This window comes from Arthrobacter sp. BGA-UO-ETr-C19 (assembly GCF_059568005.1).
Map to the genome: position 1 here is coordinate 47945 of NZ_JCAQPC010000012.1, position 16585 is coordinate 64529.

The window sequence follows — 16585 nt, forward strand, 5'->3', positions numbered from 1 at the left end:
AGGGCATGGCCCTGCCTCAGCATGTGCCGGGCCTGGGGCCGTACAGGTCCACGGTTGTCGACTTCACATACCATCCGCTTTTCGCCGATTCGGTCAGGCGGTACCACGGCGTGCCGTTGCCGTAGATGTCCTTGGTGCAGTCGATGGTCAGCCTGCCCCAGGACCGCTCCACCCATCCGACGCCGCACCTGTTGGGGCTGCCGGGCTGGTAGGAATCCGGCAGGCCGGGCTTCCCTGGACAGGTGCGCACGCTGCTCGCGTCCACCTGGATCTGCGACGCGGGCGGCGGCGGGGTGGGATCGGCGCCGCTGGTTGCATTGTCGCTGCCGGCCTGTCCGTAGGCGACGGTGAACGCCCTGACCCGCAGTGTATGCGTCTTGTCCCATCCTCCCGCGGCGCGGTCGTAGCTGTTCCGGAGGCCGACGTCGATCCAGCCGCCTCCGTCAAAGCTCACTTCGAACCGCTTGATGGCACGTCCGTTGTTCGCCGGGTTGTTCCAGGTCCAGTGCACGTCACCGTCGCCCTTGGCGGACTGGCGGCCGGAGACATTCGGCGCGTTCGGCGGGGCGTATGGGTTCCCCGAGCCGATGGCCTTCGCGTCGCCGGATACGTTGTTCTTAGTGGAGGAGGCGATGATGTTGACGGTCACGTCCCGGCCGTTGGGCTGGCCGGAGATAGTTCCGCCGCCGGCGTTGATGGGCCCGGACCCGTAGGCGGTGGACCACCGGTAGGTGATCTCCGACGCCTGCGAGCCATTCCGCTGGGCCGCCGTGAGCGGGGTGAAGGTCACATCCAGCTGGCCACTGGTCCCAGTCGCGCGGACGCTGCCGCCGTTCACGGTGCCGGGCTTGCCGGCGGCCCTGACCGGCGCCGATTGGGCGCTGGTTCCGGACGTGCCTGCCTTGTTGGTGGCGGAGACGGTGAAGGCGTAGTCGGCCTCGGAGTTGTCCACTGTGACGTTGAGCGAGGTTCCGGAAGCCACCTTCTGGCTCTTCACCACCGCTCCGCCGCGGAGGGTGGTGAGCGTGTAGGCGGAGACGGCGTCGCCGTTGTTGTCCGGCGCTGTCCAGCTGACGTTCACCTGTGACTGGGTCCCCACGGACCCGGCGCCGGCTGCTGAGGGGGCTGCCGGCGTCGCCGGAACACCGGCCGGGACCTCGGCGGCCGAGTACGGGCTCCACTCCGAAGGGTCCTTCGCGTCGTTCCGGGCCAGGACGCGCACCTTGTAGGCGACGCCGTTGGTGAGGCCCTTCCAGACGTAGCTGGTAGAGGTGAGGTTCTGGATCTGCGGGTTCTGGCCGGCGGGTGCCGGCGAGATTTCCAGGTCATAGGACTTGACCGGGGAGCCCTTGCTGGCCGGTGCCTTCCAGGCGATGGACAGCTGCTTGTCGCCAAACTTCAGCGACGGAGCCAGCGGCATGTCCGGCTTGACGTCAGGCCGGACCTCCGCGGAGACCGGCGAACGGCCGGACTCGCCGAACTCGTTCGTTGCCGTCACCTGGAAGTGGTACTTGGTGTTGTTGACCAGGTTGTTCAGGGTGCACGAGTTGGCCGGGCAGTCCTGCTTGTAGCCGCCTTCGCCGTACACCGTGTACCTGGTGATCGGTGCCCCCCGGTCAGCCGGCGCCGTCCAGTTCAGCAAAGCAGTCCGGTCGCCGACGCTTTGCGCCTGGGGCGTGGTGGGTGCGAGCGGTTTGTCCTTGACCGTGAGCCGGATGCGGGCGGTGGCGTACCGGGACGAGTCCTCCGTCTTGTCCCCCACGGTGTAGGACACAATCAGGGTGCCGGAGAACCCGGCCTCCGGTGTGACGGTTACGGAGTCCCCACTGACGGCGGCCGTCCCCTGGCCCGTTTCGGTGGCGACGCCGATGATCTTCAGCGGCGTGTCCGGGAACGGGTTGGCGTCGTTTGCCAGTACCTTGACGGTCACCGGCTTGCCCGCCGCGGCGTTTTCCTCGATGTCATCGTTCGCCACCGGCTTGGCCCGGTTGGTCGCCGTGACGGCCAGCCGGAACGTGGCAGTGGATTCCAGGCCGCGCGGGTCCTTCGCCGTCACCTGCACGGCGCCCCCGTCACCTGTCCTCACGCCGTCCTTCGCCGAGACTTTGAGGGACGAGCCGTCGATGGCCACGTTGAAGCCCTGGGGGACCGCCCCGGCGATCTCGTACTTCATGTTCGCGGCCTCGTCGTCATCCGGGTCGGTGGTCAGTTTGGCCAGGTCGGCGGCGGCAGAGTCACCCAACGGAACATCCACCGAGCCGCCGAGCAGCACCGGCGGGTTGTTGCGGTTGGGGTCGGGCAGCACCTTGGTGCGGATGCTCAGCGTGGATTTGAGCCCGGCGGGGTCGTCCGGGCCCGAACCGTCCGTCACCTCGAAGGTCATGGACCCCGGGCCCACGTAGTCCCTGTCCGCCGTGTACTTGACGGCGGTGCCGTTGCCGGCCACCGGGTTGCTGCCGTCGGCACCGATGAGCTTGATCCGGTCGGTCTGGGTCAGCCGGGGCGAACGGCCGTCCCGCACCTTAACCCATTCGGCGAGGTCTGCGGTCACGGACTGGCCCGCGACCACTTCGAGGACCTGGTCCTTGGCCAGGGTGGGGACCTGCTGGCCCAGGCCCGGCACCCAGATGATCGCCGTCGACTTCTGGCCGTCGACGTCCTCAACCGTGTAGGGCACCAGCTGTGGCTGCTCGGTCAGCCCGACGATCATGTTGCCATCCGGCCCCGGGCGCGCGGTCTCGGCGGCGCTGCTGATCTTAAGGTTCTCGCCCACGCCGTCAGGATCCTCGTCGTTCTTCAGGACGGGGACGTCGACGGCGGTTTTACCGAGCGTTTGCGCGGAGGTCACCCGGTCATCCCGGGCGATCGGTGCCTGCAGCGGGACGTTGCTGTCCACCACCATCCTGATGGCTGCCTGCGCGGAGGCTCCGCGTTCGTCGGCCACGGTGTAGCGGACGTTGACGGTACCTTCGGCGGCCGGTGCCTGCAGCAGGATGCGGCCGCTTTGCTTGCTGACCGTGGCCTTCAGTGCGGCATCGGCTTCGATGCCGTCGGTGAGGATCCGAATCAGGTCACCGTCCGGATCGGTGTCGTTGCCTGCTGCGTCGACGGCTATCTGCCGCCCGGGCCGGACCTTGACCTGGTCATCCACGGGAGTGGGCCTCTGGTTGGTGTCGCTGCGGGGAGCGATTCCCACAGTGACGGTGCCCGTGTTCACGGCTCCCTGCCGGTCCACGACCTTGTAGCGGAAGGTATCGGTTCCGGCGCCGTTTCCGGCGGCCACGAAGTCGATGAAGTTGCTGCCCGCCGTCGCGGTGCCCATGCCCGGCGTGCTGTCGATGCCGGTCAGCTGGACGGAGTCGCCGTCGGGGTCAATGCCGTCCAGCGGCACCGGAATGCGCACCGTGCCGGCAGCCACCACCCGGGCCGTCAGGTTCTTGGGTTGCGGGCGGGAGTTTTCGGCGCCCTCCAGCGGCAGGATGTGGATGGTGACGGCGGCGGCGCTCTTCTGGCCCTGCGGGTCCACCGCGTTGTAGATGGCGCGCACGGTCCTGGGCTGGCTTCCGGCGATGAAGCGGAGGGTGTTCTCCGAGACGAAGCTCTTCCCGTCCTCCGCCGGGACGGCCTGCGGCAGGACCGGGTCAACAGTCAGTTTTTCGCCCTGCGGGTGGGTGTCATTGTCCAGGACCGGGATGGTCACGACGTCGTTGACGCGGACGTTGACCTCATCGGGCTTGGGCTGCGGCGCCTCCACCACAGCAGGGGCGGGAACAGGCACCACCGAGACGCTGCCCGTGGCGGAAGATTTGCCGTTGGACATCGTGTAGCGGAACAGGAAGGGGTCCTTGGTGCCCGCGATGTCGGTGATCCGCAGGACACTGTGGTCGATCACGCTCACCGACGCCGTGGCGTTCTCCGGCACCGCGACGGACTGCAGGACCAGGACGCCCCCGGACGGGTCCGAGTCGTTGGCCAGCGGGTCCAGCAGCACGCTGCCGCCCACCGGCAGGAGTGCCACGTCATGGACAGCGACGGGATTTCCGGAGTCCTTGCCGGATTCCACGTCCACCCGGATGAGGCCCTGGCTGCTTTGCGGTCCGTTGCTGGCCAGGTACGTCAGGTAGACCGGGCCCGGGGTCCGGCTGCGGAACGTGAAGGTGCCGCCGTCGGTGACGGGGCCCAGTTCCGCAGCTCCGCTGGCTTCCACCTGGGCGAGGCGCAAGGCGCCGCCGTTGGGATCTACATCGTTCTTCAGCGGCGCGATGACCAGGTCCTGGCCCACCACGGCCGTGACGTGGTCGGCGTTGACCACAGGGGCCAGTGCGCCCGGCGGCTGGACGTTGACCACCACCTTTCCCGTGGTGGTGGCGCGGCCGTCCCAGACGGTCACGGTGACGCTTTTCTTGCCGGCCGAGGCGCCGGAGTCCTGGAAGGTGAGCAGACCGTCGCGGCGGACCTTGACCTGGTCCTGTTCGTTGTCGGCGGTGGCCGTCATCAGGACGAGGTCGTCGCCGTCGGGATCGGCCCAGTCGGTGAGGATGTTCTGGCTGACGGTCTTGCCCTGCTCCACGAGGAGCGTGGTCGGGTCGCCGCGCTTGAAGGCCGGGGGCCGGTTCTCGTCCGGCCCCACGACGCTCAGGCTTACCTTGCCGCCGGCGGACAGGCCGCGGCCGTCCGCCGCGGTGTAGTCAAAGGTCTCGGTCCCCGGCGCGGCGTCGGCCGGCACCGCGATCTGGAAGGCGGACCCGCCGTAGATGCTTTCAATGCTGCCGGCCTGCGGGCCTTCGGCACCGAGTGACGCGGTCAGCACGTCGCCGTCGGGGTCGGAGTCGTTGTCGAGGACGCTCAGGACCGTGGTGCGCCCGGGCCGGACGCCGACGACGTCGGGTTTCGTTTCGGGCGGACGGTTCGGTTTGGTGCGATCCGGCAGGACGTTGATGGTGTTGTCGTCGGCCGATTCCTCATCCGGGTCGTCAGCCTGGTTCTTGGGCGGGACAACGTCGTCCCAGTTGTTGACCAGCTGCATGTTCTGGTTGACGAGCCACACGTTTCCCGAGTTCACGTCGTTCAACACCACGACGTCCCGGTTGACGCGGAACACGTAGCTGGGCGACGCGCTGGCTTTGGGCACGGCCACGTTCTTGTTGTCCGAGTCATTGGCGCAGTCCCGGACATACTTGTTCGCCCCGGACCATGCCGCGTGAACGCAGCCGCCCAGCTGCACCGGCGCTGCCGGCACCCCCTGGCCGCCGAACGTCACGGTCTTCGCGGCGGAGCCGTTCAGCGGCTGCTTGAGGAGTGCTTTGCCGGTGGCCACGGCCACCGAGTCAGACGCCGGGCCGGACTGCTGGAGCTTCGCGTCCCGCGCGTCGGCCAGCGCCACTTCGCGCCCGCCGGGCAGGAACAGTTTCCCTGCGGCTGCATCCAGGGCCACGGGCTGGTCCCCCACGACGGCGAGCTGGAGGTCCCCGGCACCCTTCAGCCCGTCCCACGTGCTCTGCTCGGTGTGGGTGGCTGCCCCCGCGGCGTCCACCGTGGTCACAGTCACCTGCCCCGTCTTCGGATCGGCCGAGTAGATCCGGTCATCGGGGCCAACGGCGGACACGAGACCCTGGGAACCCGCCACGGCGGGCTCGCTGGACTCCTCGTCGAACGCGTTGACGGTTGACGGGGACATGGCCCACATTTTGCCGGCGGACGGGTCGGTGACCGAGATGACGTCGGCGCCGAAGCTCACCTGCGCCGAGCCGGGAAGCTTCTTGTCGCCGCCCAGCCTCATGTTGGCGGCGGACACCTGGTTCAGGGTGGAGCCGGATTCATCGTCGACGAACACCTTGCCGGCATTCTGCAGGACATCGAACGTGGTGCTGGCGGGGGTCACGGCACCGTCCAGGACCCGCGAGGGGTAGTTGAGCCGGCCGACGGCGTTGCGGGCCTTGCTGACCACCCAGACGCCGCCGTCGTTCAGGTCAACCTCGGTTGTCTTGAAGCCCGGGTAGATCACGGCACCGGCCACCAGCGCTGCAGCTGCAGCGGAAAAGACGGTTCCGGTGACGATCTTGTTGCGGCGTTTCCTCAGCCCCAGCTTGCCGAACAAAGTTGACACAGCGTTATTATTCCCCCGAAATCACAGCCGCCCGAGCGCGGCTTGCTAGCCCCTGACGTTCATCACGGGCCGGTGACATTCCGCCACTCCCCCATAGAGACGCCGGAACAATTCTGAGCCTCGACTATTACATGGGCGCTGGCGGCTTGTCCAAGAACAGCCCTGTGGCCGTCCGTTACCCCGCCAGCCTACCCGCGCAGCCCGGCCCGGGCGATGGGGAGGACTGCCCACGCTTCGCCTGCACTGGGCCAGGAGTCCATTGATAAGAAGGTTAGTCCAGGGCCCCTAGTCCAGGACCAGGCCCTTGCCCCGTCCCCGTGCCAGGGTGACCGGCTGGATCTCCCCGAATCCCCGGACGTTCTCCACGTCCTGGGGAATGAGCACGAAGCGCTCGTCCTGGTCCAGCGCGGCCGCCGTCATCGAGTCGACCAGCACGGTACCCGGATCGGCGAGCGTGGTGAGGCGGGCGGCAAGGTTGACGGTGGGTCCGTAGATGTCGCCCAGACGGGAGAGGATTCGTCCCCAGACCATGGCAACCCGTGCCTCGGGCAGGATCTCGTCACGGGTAAAGGCCTCGGCAAGGGCAAGCGATATTTCGGCGCCCGCTGCCGGCGTCTCGGCGATGTAGAGGACTTCATCGCCCACGGTTTTCACCAGCCGGCCACCGCCCACTGAGATGATTTCCGCGCACTTGTTCTCGAACCGCTGCACCAGTTTGGCGAGTGTCTTCTCGTTCATCCGCCGGGACAGGCTCGTGTAGGACACCAGGTCGGCGAAGCCCACGGCACGCGCCAACGGAAGCGGCGCGTCGTCCTCGTCACCCTCCCGGCCTTCCTCGCTGGCCTGCAGGCCGGCTTCCGCCCGGACGGCCAGCCGCTGCACGGCGGCGTTGAGCTGGCGTCGCCAGGAGTAGACGAGCATCTCCTCGAGAGGATCCACCATGGCAGGCAGTTCATGGACCAGCCGCTTGCGGGCCTGGGCGTCCGTGAGTCCCTGCTCGTGGACCATGTCCTCAACCAGCGCCTCGATCTGCCACACCACCATGCGGTCCGTCATCTGCCCGATGGCACGGGTCACCGAGATGGCGGCCTCTTCCGTGAGCATTCCGGCCCGGACCATGCCCACGGCGGTGGACAGGGCGGCCTGGTCGCGTTCCGTAAAAGCGACGTCGTCGTCACCGAAGTTCGGAAAGCCCAGTGCACGCCACAGCTTGCGCGCCGAGAGCAGCGACAGGCCCACGCCGGCGGCCACCTCGCGGCGGCGCAGCTTGCGCTCCCCGCCCAGAAGCCTGGATTCGAGGGCTTTGGCCGCAATGCGCTCCGCAGACATTGTGCCGGTGGCCGGATTTTCGACGACGGCGTCCGTCACCTCCCGGTGATCGGTGCCCTGCCCGCCGGCCCCGCCCGTGCCGGCCTCATGCGTGCCTGCCTCCTGGCCGCCGCGCTGATCCTCATCGTTCATCTCTTCCACCTTCTCTCACATCCCGCGGAAACCGGCCACCGGGCTCATCCGGCGCCTGACCCAATCCAAATGGTTCGTCGTCCGGAAGCTCGTCAAGGGCATCCAGCAAGAACCTGTGGAAGGTGGCAACTTCCGGCACATCCTCCAGCACTGTGCCGAAATGGTGCCCGGCATCCAAGGATATATTCCCCGAACGCAACATCCGCTGGAGCATCGACTGGCTGATTGTGACATTACGCACTGAGACCAGGAAAACCTGCCGGTCCCGGCGGCGGAGCATGCCGTAGCGCGCCAGGACCCGCTGGCTGGTCAGGACATACCGTGTGGTCTGCCACCGCAACAGCCGGGGCAGGCAGTACCCCAGGAGGATCCACAGGCCGGCAAGCACACAGCCGGCCACCGCCCAAAACGTCCATTCCCCGGTGATGGCGGGGGCCAGCGCGGCCAGGCCGCCGCGGATAATCCACGCGCTGGCAAATGCGGCAAGGGCCGGCACCACAATGAAAACCACCGCCGGGAGGAACAGCACCCTGGGCTGCGGGCGGGTCACCACGATGACCTGCTCGCCCGGAAGGAGTTCCTTACGCATAACCGCTTTCGCCGGACCCCTGCTTGTCAGAGCCATGCTGCCCGGCGCTGTGCTTATCGGCGCCATGCCTGGCAGAAGTCTCCGGCGACCACGGCCGCAGATGGACCACGTCCCCCGCAGTCACCACGTGCTCATGGGCAGAGGCATCCACCACCAGCAGGGAGCCCGAGTCATCAAGCCGGGAAGCGTGGCCGATGATCTCGTGGTCGCCCGGCAACTGGGCGCGGACCTGCTGGCCCAGGGTGACCATCGCCGTTTCGACGCGCTTGTGCAGCGACGGACCGCCGGCCAGGCCGGCCGTGGCGTCGCCGTCGGCATTGCAGAAGCTGCGGTACAGCCTGCAAAAACGGGACAGGTAGCTCTTCAGCAGCGCGGTGCGGTTCACCGTGCCGGCACCTTGAAGCTGGACGGACGTGGCGGTGGGCACGGGCAGCTCGTCCTCGGTGAGCGTGACGTTCAGACCCGTGCCAAGGATGACGGGCGGCACCGAGCCGTCGCCCAGGGGGCCGAGCTGGGCGAGGATGCCGGCAATTTTCCCGCCACGCACCAGGACATCGTTCGGCCACTTCAGCTCAGCGGGAATTCCCGCTGTCTCATCCAGGGCGTCGCGCAGCGCGACGGCGGCCAGGAGGGACAGCCATGAGTAGGTCTGGGTGGCCAGGGGGCGGCCGTCGGCATTGACGGGCCGCAGCACCAGCGAGACCAGCACGGAGCTGCGGGCTGGCGCTTCCCAGGCGCGGTCCAGGCGGCCGCGGGCGGCAGTCTGGTGCTCCGCTGTCAGGACTGCCAGGTCGGGCCAGGCCTTGGGATCCACGGTCACAGCCCGCAGGAGGTCCGCGTTGGTGGACCCGGTTGTCTCCACGACCGTCAGCTGCGCGATGCCGGTGGCGGCGAGGAAGTTGGCGTCAGAGAGGGCTTCCCGGTCCAGGGCCGGCCGCTCGGGCAGGCCCTTCGCTCCGGTGGGGTTCTCCTGCGGTCCACGGCTATCGTCAGGGCGTGCGGCATCCATAGTTGAATCCTAGCGACTCGCCGGGCCGCGCGGCCGGGAAAGCCCCCGGTCAGAGCCGCCTCACAGGAAGATGCCAGCTAACCGGAAGGTCCCGGCTCTGAAAAGATGCCGGCCCAGACGGTGCTGCCTCACAGACTGTGCCGGCTCACAGGAAGATGTCTTCGACGAGGTCTGCTTCGGCGGCCCCCAGGCTGTAGGGCCGGAAATCGGTCACGCCGGCGGCGGCCAGGACCTGCTCGTCCGTGTAGAAGTTGCCTGTGTTGAAGGCGCCGGTGAGTACGGCATGGGCCGCGTCGGCCATGATCTCGGGACTGCGGGCGGCCCGGACCATGGACTCGCCGCCGGCCATGCTCCGGATGGCGGCCGTATCGATGAGCGTCCGGGGCCACAGCGAGTTGACGCAGATGCGGTCGTTCCTGAGCTCCTCCGCCAGGCCCAGCGTGGTCAGGCTCATGCCGTACTTGGCCATGGTGTACGCCAGGTGCCGGCCGGCCCACTTCGGGTCGAGGTTCAGGGGAGGCGAGAGCGTCAGGATGTGGCCGCCCGGTGATGTGCGCAGTGCGGGCAGCGCCAGCTTGGAGAGCAGGAAGGTGCCGCGGACGTTGATGTCCTGCATGAGGTCGTAGCGCTTCATGTCCACCGCGTCCGTCGGCGAGAGATCGATGGCGGAGGCGTTGTTGATGACGACGTCGATTCCCCCGAAGCGGCCGACGGCGGCGTCCACGGCGCGCGCGACGTCGTCGTCGTTCCTGACGTCCCCCACCAGAGGCAGGGCGCTGCCGCCTGCGGCCTCCAGCTCGTCGGCGGCGCTGTAGACGGTCCCCTCGAGCTTTGCGTGCGGCTCGCCGGTCTTGGCGAGCAGCACCACATTGGCACCGTCGCGCGCTGCCCGCCGGGCGATCGCCAGGCCGATGCCGCGGCTGCCCCCGGACATCAGGATGGTCCGGCCCCGAAGGCTGCCGGTGGCCTGGTAGGGCGTAGCCGGAACAGGGTAAGCGTCGCTGCTCGAAGTCATAGGGACACTCTAGCCGCAATTTGTTACCCACGAGTAACATCGACGGTTCCGTCGGCGCCACGGACGAAAATTGTAGGAACCCTACAGCGGTCCCGGGAATTTGCGTCACTAGACTAGCCATCAGGGCTTTGGATTTGTACGGATGCTACTTAAACCGGCAACCAGGGCCCCGCGTCACGCTGCCGCAGCAGAACAGCCACAGCACAACAGCTACAGAGCCGGAGACACTTCATGAGCCACGATCTGACCACGACGGCGGGAAAAATTGCCGATTTCCGCGACCGCCAGGCCCGTGCTGAGCAGCCGTCCGGCCCTGAAGCCATCGAGAAGCAGCATGCCCGCGGCAAGAACACCGCCCGCGAGCGCATCGACCTGCTCGTGGACGAAGGCTCCTTCGTGGAGTTCGACGCGCTGGCAGTGCACCGCTCCACCGCGTTCGGCATGGAGAAGAAGAAGCCGCTCGGCGACGGCGTCGTGTCGGGCTACGGCACCGTGGAGGGCCGCCTCGTGGCCCTCTACAGCCAGGACTTCAGCGTCTACGGCGGCTCCCTGAGCCAGGTCAACGGCGAAAAGATCGTGAAGGTCCAGGAATTCGCGCTGCGCAACGGCTGCCCCGTGGTGGGGATCAACGACGGCGGCGGGGCCCGGATCCAGGAGGGTGTTGCCTCGCTGGCCATGTTCGCGGACATCTTCCGCAACAACGTCCACGCCTCCGGCGTGGTGCCCCAGATCTCCCTCATCATGGGCCCGTGCGCCGGTGGCGCAGCCTACTCCCCCGCGCTGACCGACTACGTGGTCATGGTGGACAAGACCTCGCACATGTTCATCACCGGCCCCGACGTCATCAAGACGGTCACCGGCGAGGACGTGGACATGGAGACCCTCGGCGGCGCCCGGCAGCACAACGCGACCACCGGCACGTCCACCTACCTGGCCTCCGACGAAGCCGACGCCATTGAGTTCGTCCGGGAACTGCTGGACTTCCTGCCCTCCAACAACCTCTCCGAGGCGCCGGTGCTAGAGCACCAGCAGGAGCTCGAGCTCGACGATGAAGACCTCACCCTGGACACACTGATCCCGGACTCCGCGAACCAGCCCTACGACATGCGCAAGGTCATCGAGCAGATCGTCGATGACGCCCACTTCCTGGAGATGCAGTCACTGTACGCACCGAACGTGATCATCGGCTACGGCCGCGTCGAAGGCCACACGGTGGGGATCGTGGCCAACCAGCCGCTGCAGTTCGCCGGCACCCTGGACATCTCGGCCTCCGAAAAGGCGGCCCGCTTCGTCCGCCACTGCGACGCCTTCAACATTCCGATCATCACACTCGTGGATGTTCCCGGCTTCCTGCCGGGCAAGGACCAGGAGTTCCAGGGCATCATCCGGCGCGGAGCCAAGCTCCTCTACGCCTACGCCGAAGCCACCGTGCCCAAGCTGACGGTGATCACCCGGAAGGCCTACGGCGGAGCCTACATCGTGATGGGCTCCAAGAAGCTCGGGGCCGACCTGAACCTCGCGTGGCCCACCGCCCAGATCGGCGTGATGGGCGCACAGGGTGCCGTCAACATCCTTTACCGGCGCGACCTCGCCGCCGTTGCCGAGGCCGGGGGCGATGTGGAGGCCAAGCGCGCCGACGTCATCAAGCAGTACGAGGAGGAGCTGCTCAACCCGTACCAGGCCGCAGAGCTGGGCTACGTTGACGCTGTCATAGCGCCTTCGGACACCCGGCTGCAGATCATCAAGGGGCTGCGGGCACTGCGCGACAAGCGCGCGAGCCTGCCCACGAAGAAGCACGGGAACATCCCGCTGTGAGCGCGCAGGATCCGGCGGTTGAGCCTGTCGAAACCCCGCTGTTCTCCGTCCTCAAGGGCGAACCGACGGCCGAGGAGCTGGCGGCGCTTACCGCCGTCGTGCTTTCCCTGGGTCCCTCGGCAGCAGCCGGCCCGGAGAAGCCGAGCACGCGGCACTGGGTGCGGCGCCAGCAGCTGCGGCTGGCGCCGACGCCGGGTCCGGGTGCCTGGAAGCGAAGCCGGGGCTAATCCCCGCCGCCTCCCTAACCTCGCTTCGCTCGGCCAGGGAACCTCCCCGCTGCCTCCCCAATCTCGCAAGCTCGATTTGGGCCCCTCGGCAGCGTGGGCCCAGGCGGCGGGGCCCCTGCTTGGCAAAAGTTCAGTAAGTCTTTCATAACGGGAACCCCGCAGTTAGTCTCGTGGGGTGACTACTGAATCTGCCGCCCCAGCGCGCCCCCGGACCGCCATCGACGCCGTCGCCGACGCCCACACCGACACACTCGTCGCCCTGGACCCGAGCCTGGCCACCACGCTCGGCATCCCGGGGCATGACACCGAGTTCCAGGACTTTTCCCCTGCCGGGCTCGGCAGGTTCGCCGCCGCAGAAAGAAAGACCCTGGAGGCCCTCGAGGGGCTGGAGCCCGTTGACGACGTCGACGCCGTCACCCTCGATGCCCTGCGCGAACGCCTCGGCCTTCAGCTGGAGATCCACGACTCGGGCTGGAATCTCGCCGAGCTGAACAACATCGACTCCCCGGCGCAGAACATCCGGTCGATCTTTGACCTCATGCCCACGGACACCGAGGAGCACTGGGAGAACATCGCGGGCCGCACGCACAGCGTGCCGGCGGCCATCAGCGGCTACATCGAGTCCCTGCGGACGGCCAAGGACAACGGCAAGGTCTCGGCGCGGCGGCAAGTGTCGATCGTGATCGAACAGACCACCAAATACGCCGCGGAGGACGGCTTCTTCGCCAAGCTTGCGGCCGACGCCAAAACAACTGACGGCCCGCTGCCGGCGGGACTGCAGGAAAAGCTCGACGCCGGTGCTGCCGCCGCCCGGGCGGCGTACGCCGGACTGGCCACGTTCCTGCAGGAGGAGCTGCTGCCGCTCGCACCGGAGAAGGACGCCGTGGGCCGGGAGCGCTACGCCCTCGCCTCTCGGGTGTTCCTTGGCGCCGCCGTCGACCTCGAAGAAACCTACGCCTGGGGCGTTGAGGAACTCGAGCGGATCATCACCGCCCAGGAACAGGTAGCCGGGCAAATCAAGCCGGGCGCCTCCATCGGCGAGGCCAAGGAGATCCTCAACAGCGATCCCGCCCGCCGGCTCAAGGGAACGGATGCCCTGACGGCGTGGATGCAGGAGCTGTCCGACCGCGCCATATCCGACCTTGCCGGCGTCCACTTCGAGATTCCCGACGTCATGAAGACGCTTGAATGCCGGATCGCGCCCACCGACGAGGGCGGCATCTATTACACGGGACCGACGGACGACTTCAGCCGGCCCGGCCGGATGTGGTGGTCCGTGCCCGCAGGCGAGGACACGTTCACCACCTGGGCCGAAACCACCACCGTGTTCCATGAGGGCGTGCCCGGCCACCACCTTCAGGTGGCCACCGCCGTCTACCGGCGCGAGCTGCTCAACAGCTGGCGGCGCAACGTCTGCTGGACGTCTGGACACGGCGAGGGCTGGGCCCTGTACGCCGAGAAGCTCATGGAGGAACTCGGCTACCTCAAGGATCCGGGCGACCACATGGGCATGCTGGACATGCAGCGGATGCGGGCTGCCCGGGTGGTGTTCGACATCGGGGTGCACCTGGAACTTGGCGTTCCCGCACGCTGGGGAACGGGCACCTGGACGCCGGAGAAGGGCTTCGATTTCCTCAAGGCCAACCTGGACATCAGCGAGGGCAACCTTCAGTTCGAGTTCGCACGCTACCTCGGCTGGCCGGGCCAGGCCCCATCCTACAAGGTGGGCCAGCGGCTGTGGGAGCAGATCCGCGAGGAACTCGAAGCCCGGCCGGACTTCGATCTCAAGGCCTTCCACACCAAGGCACTCAATATCGGCTCCGTAGGCCTCGACACCCTGAAGCGCGCCATGCTCGACCAGGCGCGCGCCTAGCTGGACCGCCGCTGAGGGATTCGAGTTTTTGTCCAGATACCGCGACTTCGGAGGCCATTTGGTCGCGATATATGGACAAAAACTACGGACGCGGGGCGAGATGTTTGCCACACACGCCGTGGGAATAACTTCATAAAACACCGGCCTGGCGGCGATTTTCCGGGCATCGGGACCATCACAGGCTCATCCACCCGCGTAATATTTCTCAATGCCCGCTGGAAGCTGTATTTTATGCGGCCTAGCTTGTTGTGGTGAGCAATCAAACCACTTCATCCACGGCCGGGCGCCCCGGCTTCCAGCTGCCCCGTTGGGCAGGTTCCTTCGGCTTCCAGATCATCGCGGCCCTGATCGTCGGGCTGGGGCTTGGCCTGCTGGCCAAGTACACCGGCAGCACCAAGGCAAACCCCAACGGGCTGGGCGCTACGCTCCAGACCATCGGCTCCAGCTACGTGTCGCTGCTGCAGACCGCCGTCGTGCCGCTGATCTTCACCGCCGTGGTGAGCTCCATCTCCAACCTGCGTGAGGTCGCCAACGCAGCGCGGCTGGCCTGGAACACGCTGCTGTGGTTTGCCATCACGTCACTGGTCGCCGTCCTGATTGGCATCGGCCTGGGCGTGCTCCTGCAGCCGGGCGCAAACACCGGCATCTCCGGTGACGCGGAGTACGACGGCAAGCAGGGCGACTGGTGGGCGTTCCTCATCGGCCTGTTCCCCAAGAACTTCCTCGGCCTTGGCGCCAGCTCCACCGTTACCGACTCCGGCGCCGTGACCACCTCCGTCAGCTTCAACGTCCTGCAGATCCTGGTGATCGCCATCGCCGTCGGCGTTGCCGCCCTCAAGGTGGGCAAGCAGGCAGAGCCGTTCCTGGCCCTCAACGCCTCTGCGCTGGCCGTCATCCAGAAGGTGCTGTGGTGGATCATCCGCATCGCGCCGCTGGGCACCGTGGGCCTGATCGGCAACGCGGTGGCCGTCTACGGCTGGGACACCATCGGCTCGCTGGGCAAGTTCACGGTTGCCATCTACATCGGCCTCGCCCTGGTGCTGTTCGGCGTCTACCCGGTCCTGGTCCGCTCCCACGGCCTGTCAGTCAAGCAGTACTTCTCCGGCGCGTGGCCGGCCGTCCAGCTGGCCTTCGTTTCCCGCTCGTCCATCGGTACGCTGCCGCTGACCCAGCGTGTCACCGAGCGCAACCTCGGTGTGCCCCGGGGCTACGCCTCCTTCGCCGTTCCGCTGGGCGCCACCACCAAGATGGACGGTTGCGCGGCAATCTACCCGGCTGTGGCAGCGATCTTCGTAGCCCAGTTCTTCGGGATCCAGCTCGACTTCAGCCAGTACCTGCTCATCGCCTTGGTTTCCGTCCTCGGGTCCGCTGCGACGGCGGGAACCACCGGCGCCGTCGTCATGCTGACGCTGACTCTCTCCACACTGGGACTGCCGCTGGCCGGCGTCGGACTCCTGCTGGCGATCGATCCCATCCTGGACATGGGCCGCACGGCGGTTAACGTCGCCGGCCAGGCACTCGTGCCCACGATTGTGGCCAAGCGCCAGGGAATCCTCGACGAAACCCTCTACAACGCACCCCGCACCGGGGAGGCCTTCCGCGAGGAAGAGGCGCCCGCCGCCGTCGACCGTGAGCTGGTTGAGGCCAAGGCCTGATCCCTTGAAGGAGTGTGCCCCGGGAGTTTCCCGGGGCACACTCATTTATGTCCGGCCGCATTAAGTTTGGCAGCCCAAATGGGCCCCGGGCGGCATGCAGCGAGGGTAGGGTACCGGCATGGACATCATTCTGGTTCCCGGTTTCTGGCTCGATGGTTCATCCTGGTCCGGCGTCACTCCCCCGCTTGTGGAGGCCGGCCACCAGATCCATGCGCTGACCCTCCCGGGCCTCGAGGCGAAGGACGCCAAGCGGACCGGCATCGGGCTCCGCGACCACATCAACGCAGTTGTGGAAGCCATTGACGGCGTTGAGGGCCCGCTGGTGCTCGTTGGCCACTCCGGCGGCGGCGCCATCATCCACGGCGCCGTGGACGAGCGCCCAGACCGTGTGGTCCGGGCGGTCTACGTGGACAGCGGTCCGCTCGGGGAAGGCGGGGTCATCAATGATGAACTGCCGGCTGACGGGGACGAGATCCCCCTGCCCTCGTGGGACGTGTTCGACGAGGCCGACCTCACTGATCTCGACGACGGGCTGCGGGAAGCATTCCGCGCACGGGCCATCCCGCAGCCGAAGGCAGTGGCCTGCGACAAGCAGCACCTTCACGATGTGCGCCGCTACGACGTCCCGGCCACGGTGATCGCCTGCGAGTTTCCGTCCTCACTGCTGACAGAGTGGATGGACGCCGGGCACCCCTACGTTGAAGAACTCGCCCGCATCCGCGATGTGGAACTCGTGGATCTTCCCACCGGGCACTGGCCCCAGTTCACCAAACCCGCGGAACTCGGAGCGGCAATCCTCGCCGCCGTCGACCGAACCAGCTGACAGACCAGCCCC

At 67.4% G+C, this 16585-nt stretch carries 10 protein-coding genes; 5 read left to right on the forward strand and 5 right to left on the reverse strand.

What is annotated here, in order from left to right:
- Positions 1-16 precede the first annotated feature (16 nt).
- From AC57BR_RS05890 to AC57BR_RS05910, 5 genes are all read right to left on the reverse strand, one after another.
- Positions 17-6106 (reverse strand): Ig-like domain-containing protein, encoded by a 6090-nt coding sequence (locus AC57BR_RS05890; protein ID WP_496358839.1) that lies wholly within the window; start codon positions 6104-6106, stop codon positions 17-19.
- Positions 6107-6391: 285 nt separating this feature from the next.
- On the reverse strand, positions 6392-7567 hold the full coding sequence (locus AC57BR_RS05895; protein ID WP_496358840.1) for an adenylate/guanylate cyclase domain-containing protein: 1176 nt from the start codon (positions 7565-7567) through the stop codon (positions 6392-6394).
- Complete coding sequence (locus AC57BR_RS05900) at positions 7557-8156, reverse strand: PH domain-containing protein (RefSeq protein WP_496358842.1); 600 nt, start codon at positions 8154-8156, stop codon at positions 7557-7559. Before AC57BR_RS05900 ends, AC57BR_RS05895 begins: the two co-directional genes overlap by 11 nt.
- Positions 8149-9165, reverse strand: a complete 1017-nt coding sequence (locus AC57BR_RS05905) for a biotin--[acetyl-CoA-carboxylase] ligase (RefSeq protein ID WP_496358844.1) — start codon at positions 9163-9165, stop codon at positions 8149-8151. Before AC57BR_RS05905 ends, AC57BR_RS05900 begins: the two co-directional genes overlap by 8 nt.
- A 145-nt stretch (positions 9166-9310) precedes the next feature.
- Complete coding sequence (locus AC57BR_RS05910) at positions 9311-10180, reverse strand: SDR family oxidoreductase (RefSeq protein ID WP_496358846.1); 870 nt, start codon at positions 10178-10180, stop codon at positions 9311-9313.
- A gap of 231 nt (positions 10181-10411) precedes the next feature.
- Between AC57BR_RS05910 and AC57BR_RS05915 the strand changes: the two genes are divergently transcribed.
- From AC57BR_RS05915 to AC57BR_RS05935, 5 genes are all read left to right on the forward strand, one after another.
- A complete protein-coding gene (locus AC57BR_RS05915; protein WP_496358848.1) occupies positions 10412-11995 on the forward strand; it encodes an acyl-CoA carboxylase subunit beta in 1584 nt (527 codons plus the stop codon).
- The gene (locus tag AC57BR_RS05920; RefSeq protein WP_496358850.1) at positions 11992-12222 is read left to right on the forward strand and encodes an acyl-CoA carboxylase subunit epsilon; all 231 of its coding nucleotides are present in this window, start codon (positions 11992-11994) and stop codon (positions 12220-12222) included. Before AC57BR_RS05915 ends, AC57BR_RS05920 begins: the two co-directional genes overlap by 4 nt.
- Before the next feature lie 175 nt (positions 12223-12397).
- Positions 12398-14095 carry a DUF885 domain-containing protein gene (locus AC57BR_RS05925; protein ID WP_496358851.1) on the forward strand — a complete coding sequence of 566 codons (1698 nt, stop codon included), beginning with the start codon at positions 12398-12400 and terminating at the stop codon, positions 14093-14095.
- 251 nt (positions 14096-14346) lie between these two features.
- Entirely contained in the window at positions 14347-15750 is a 1404-nt protein-coding gene (locus AC57BR_RS05930) for a dicarboxylate/amino acid:cation symporter (protein ID WP_496358852.1), read from the forward strand.
- A gap of 118 nt (positions 15751-15868) precedes the next feature.
- Positions 15869-16573 carry an alpha/beta fold hydrolase gene (locus AC57BR_RS05935; protein ID WP_496358853.1) on the forward strand — a complete coding sequence of 235 codons (705 nt, stop codon included), beginning with the start codon at positions 15869-15871 and terminating at the stop codon, positions 16571-16573.
- The last annotated feature ends 12 nt before the right edge of the window (positions 16574-16585 follow it).

Coding starts and splice junctions, on each gene's coding strand:
- AC57BR_RS05895 (WP_496358840.1), bottom strand. CDS start 7,567: ATGAACGATGAGGATCAGCGCGGCGGCCAGGAGGCAGGCACGCATGAG.
- AC57BR_RS05900 (WP_496358842.1), bottom strand. CDS start 8,156: ATGCGTAAGGAACTCCTTCCGGGCGAGCAGGTCATCGTGGTGACCCGC.
- AC57BR_RS05905 (WP_496358844.1), bottom strand. CDS start 9,165: ATGGATGCCGCACGCCCTGACGATAGCCGTGGACCGCAGGAGAACCCC.
- AC57BR_RS05910 (WP_496358846.1), bottom strand. CDS start 10,180: ATGACTTCGAGCAGCGACGCTTACCCTGTTCCGGCTACGCCCTACCAG.
- AC57BR_RS05915 (WP_496358848.1), top strand. CDS start 10,412: ATGAGCCACGATCTGACCACGACGGCGGGAAAAATTGCCGATTTCCGC.
- AC57BR_RS05935 (WP_496358853.1), top strand. CDS start 15,869: ATGGACATCATTCTGGTTCCCGGTTTCTGGCTCGATGGTTCATCCTGG.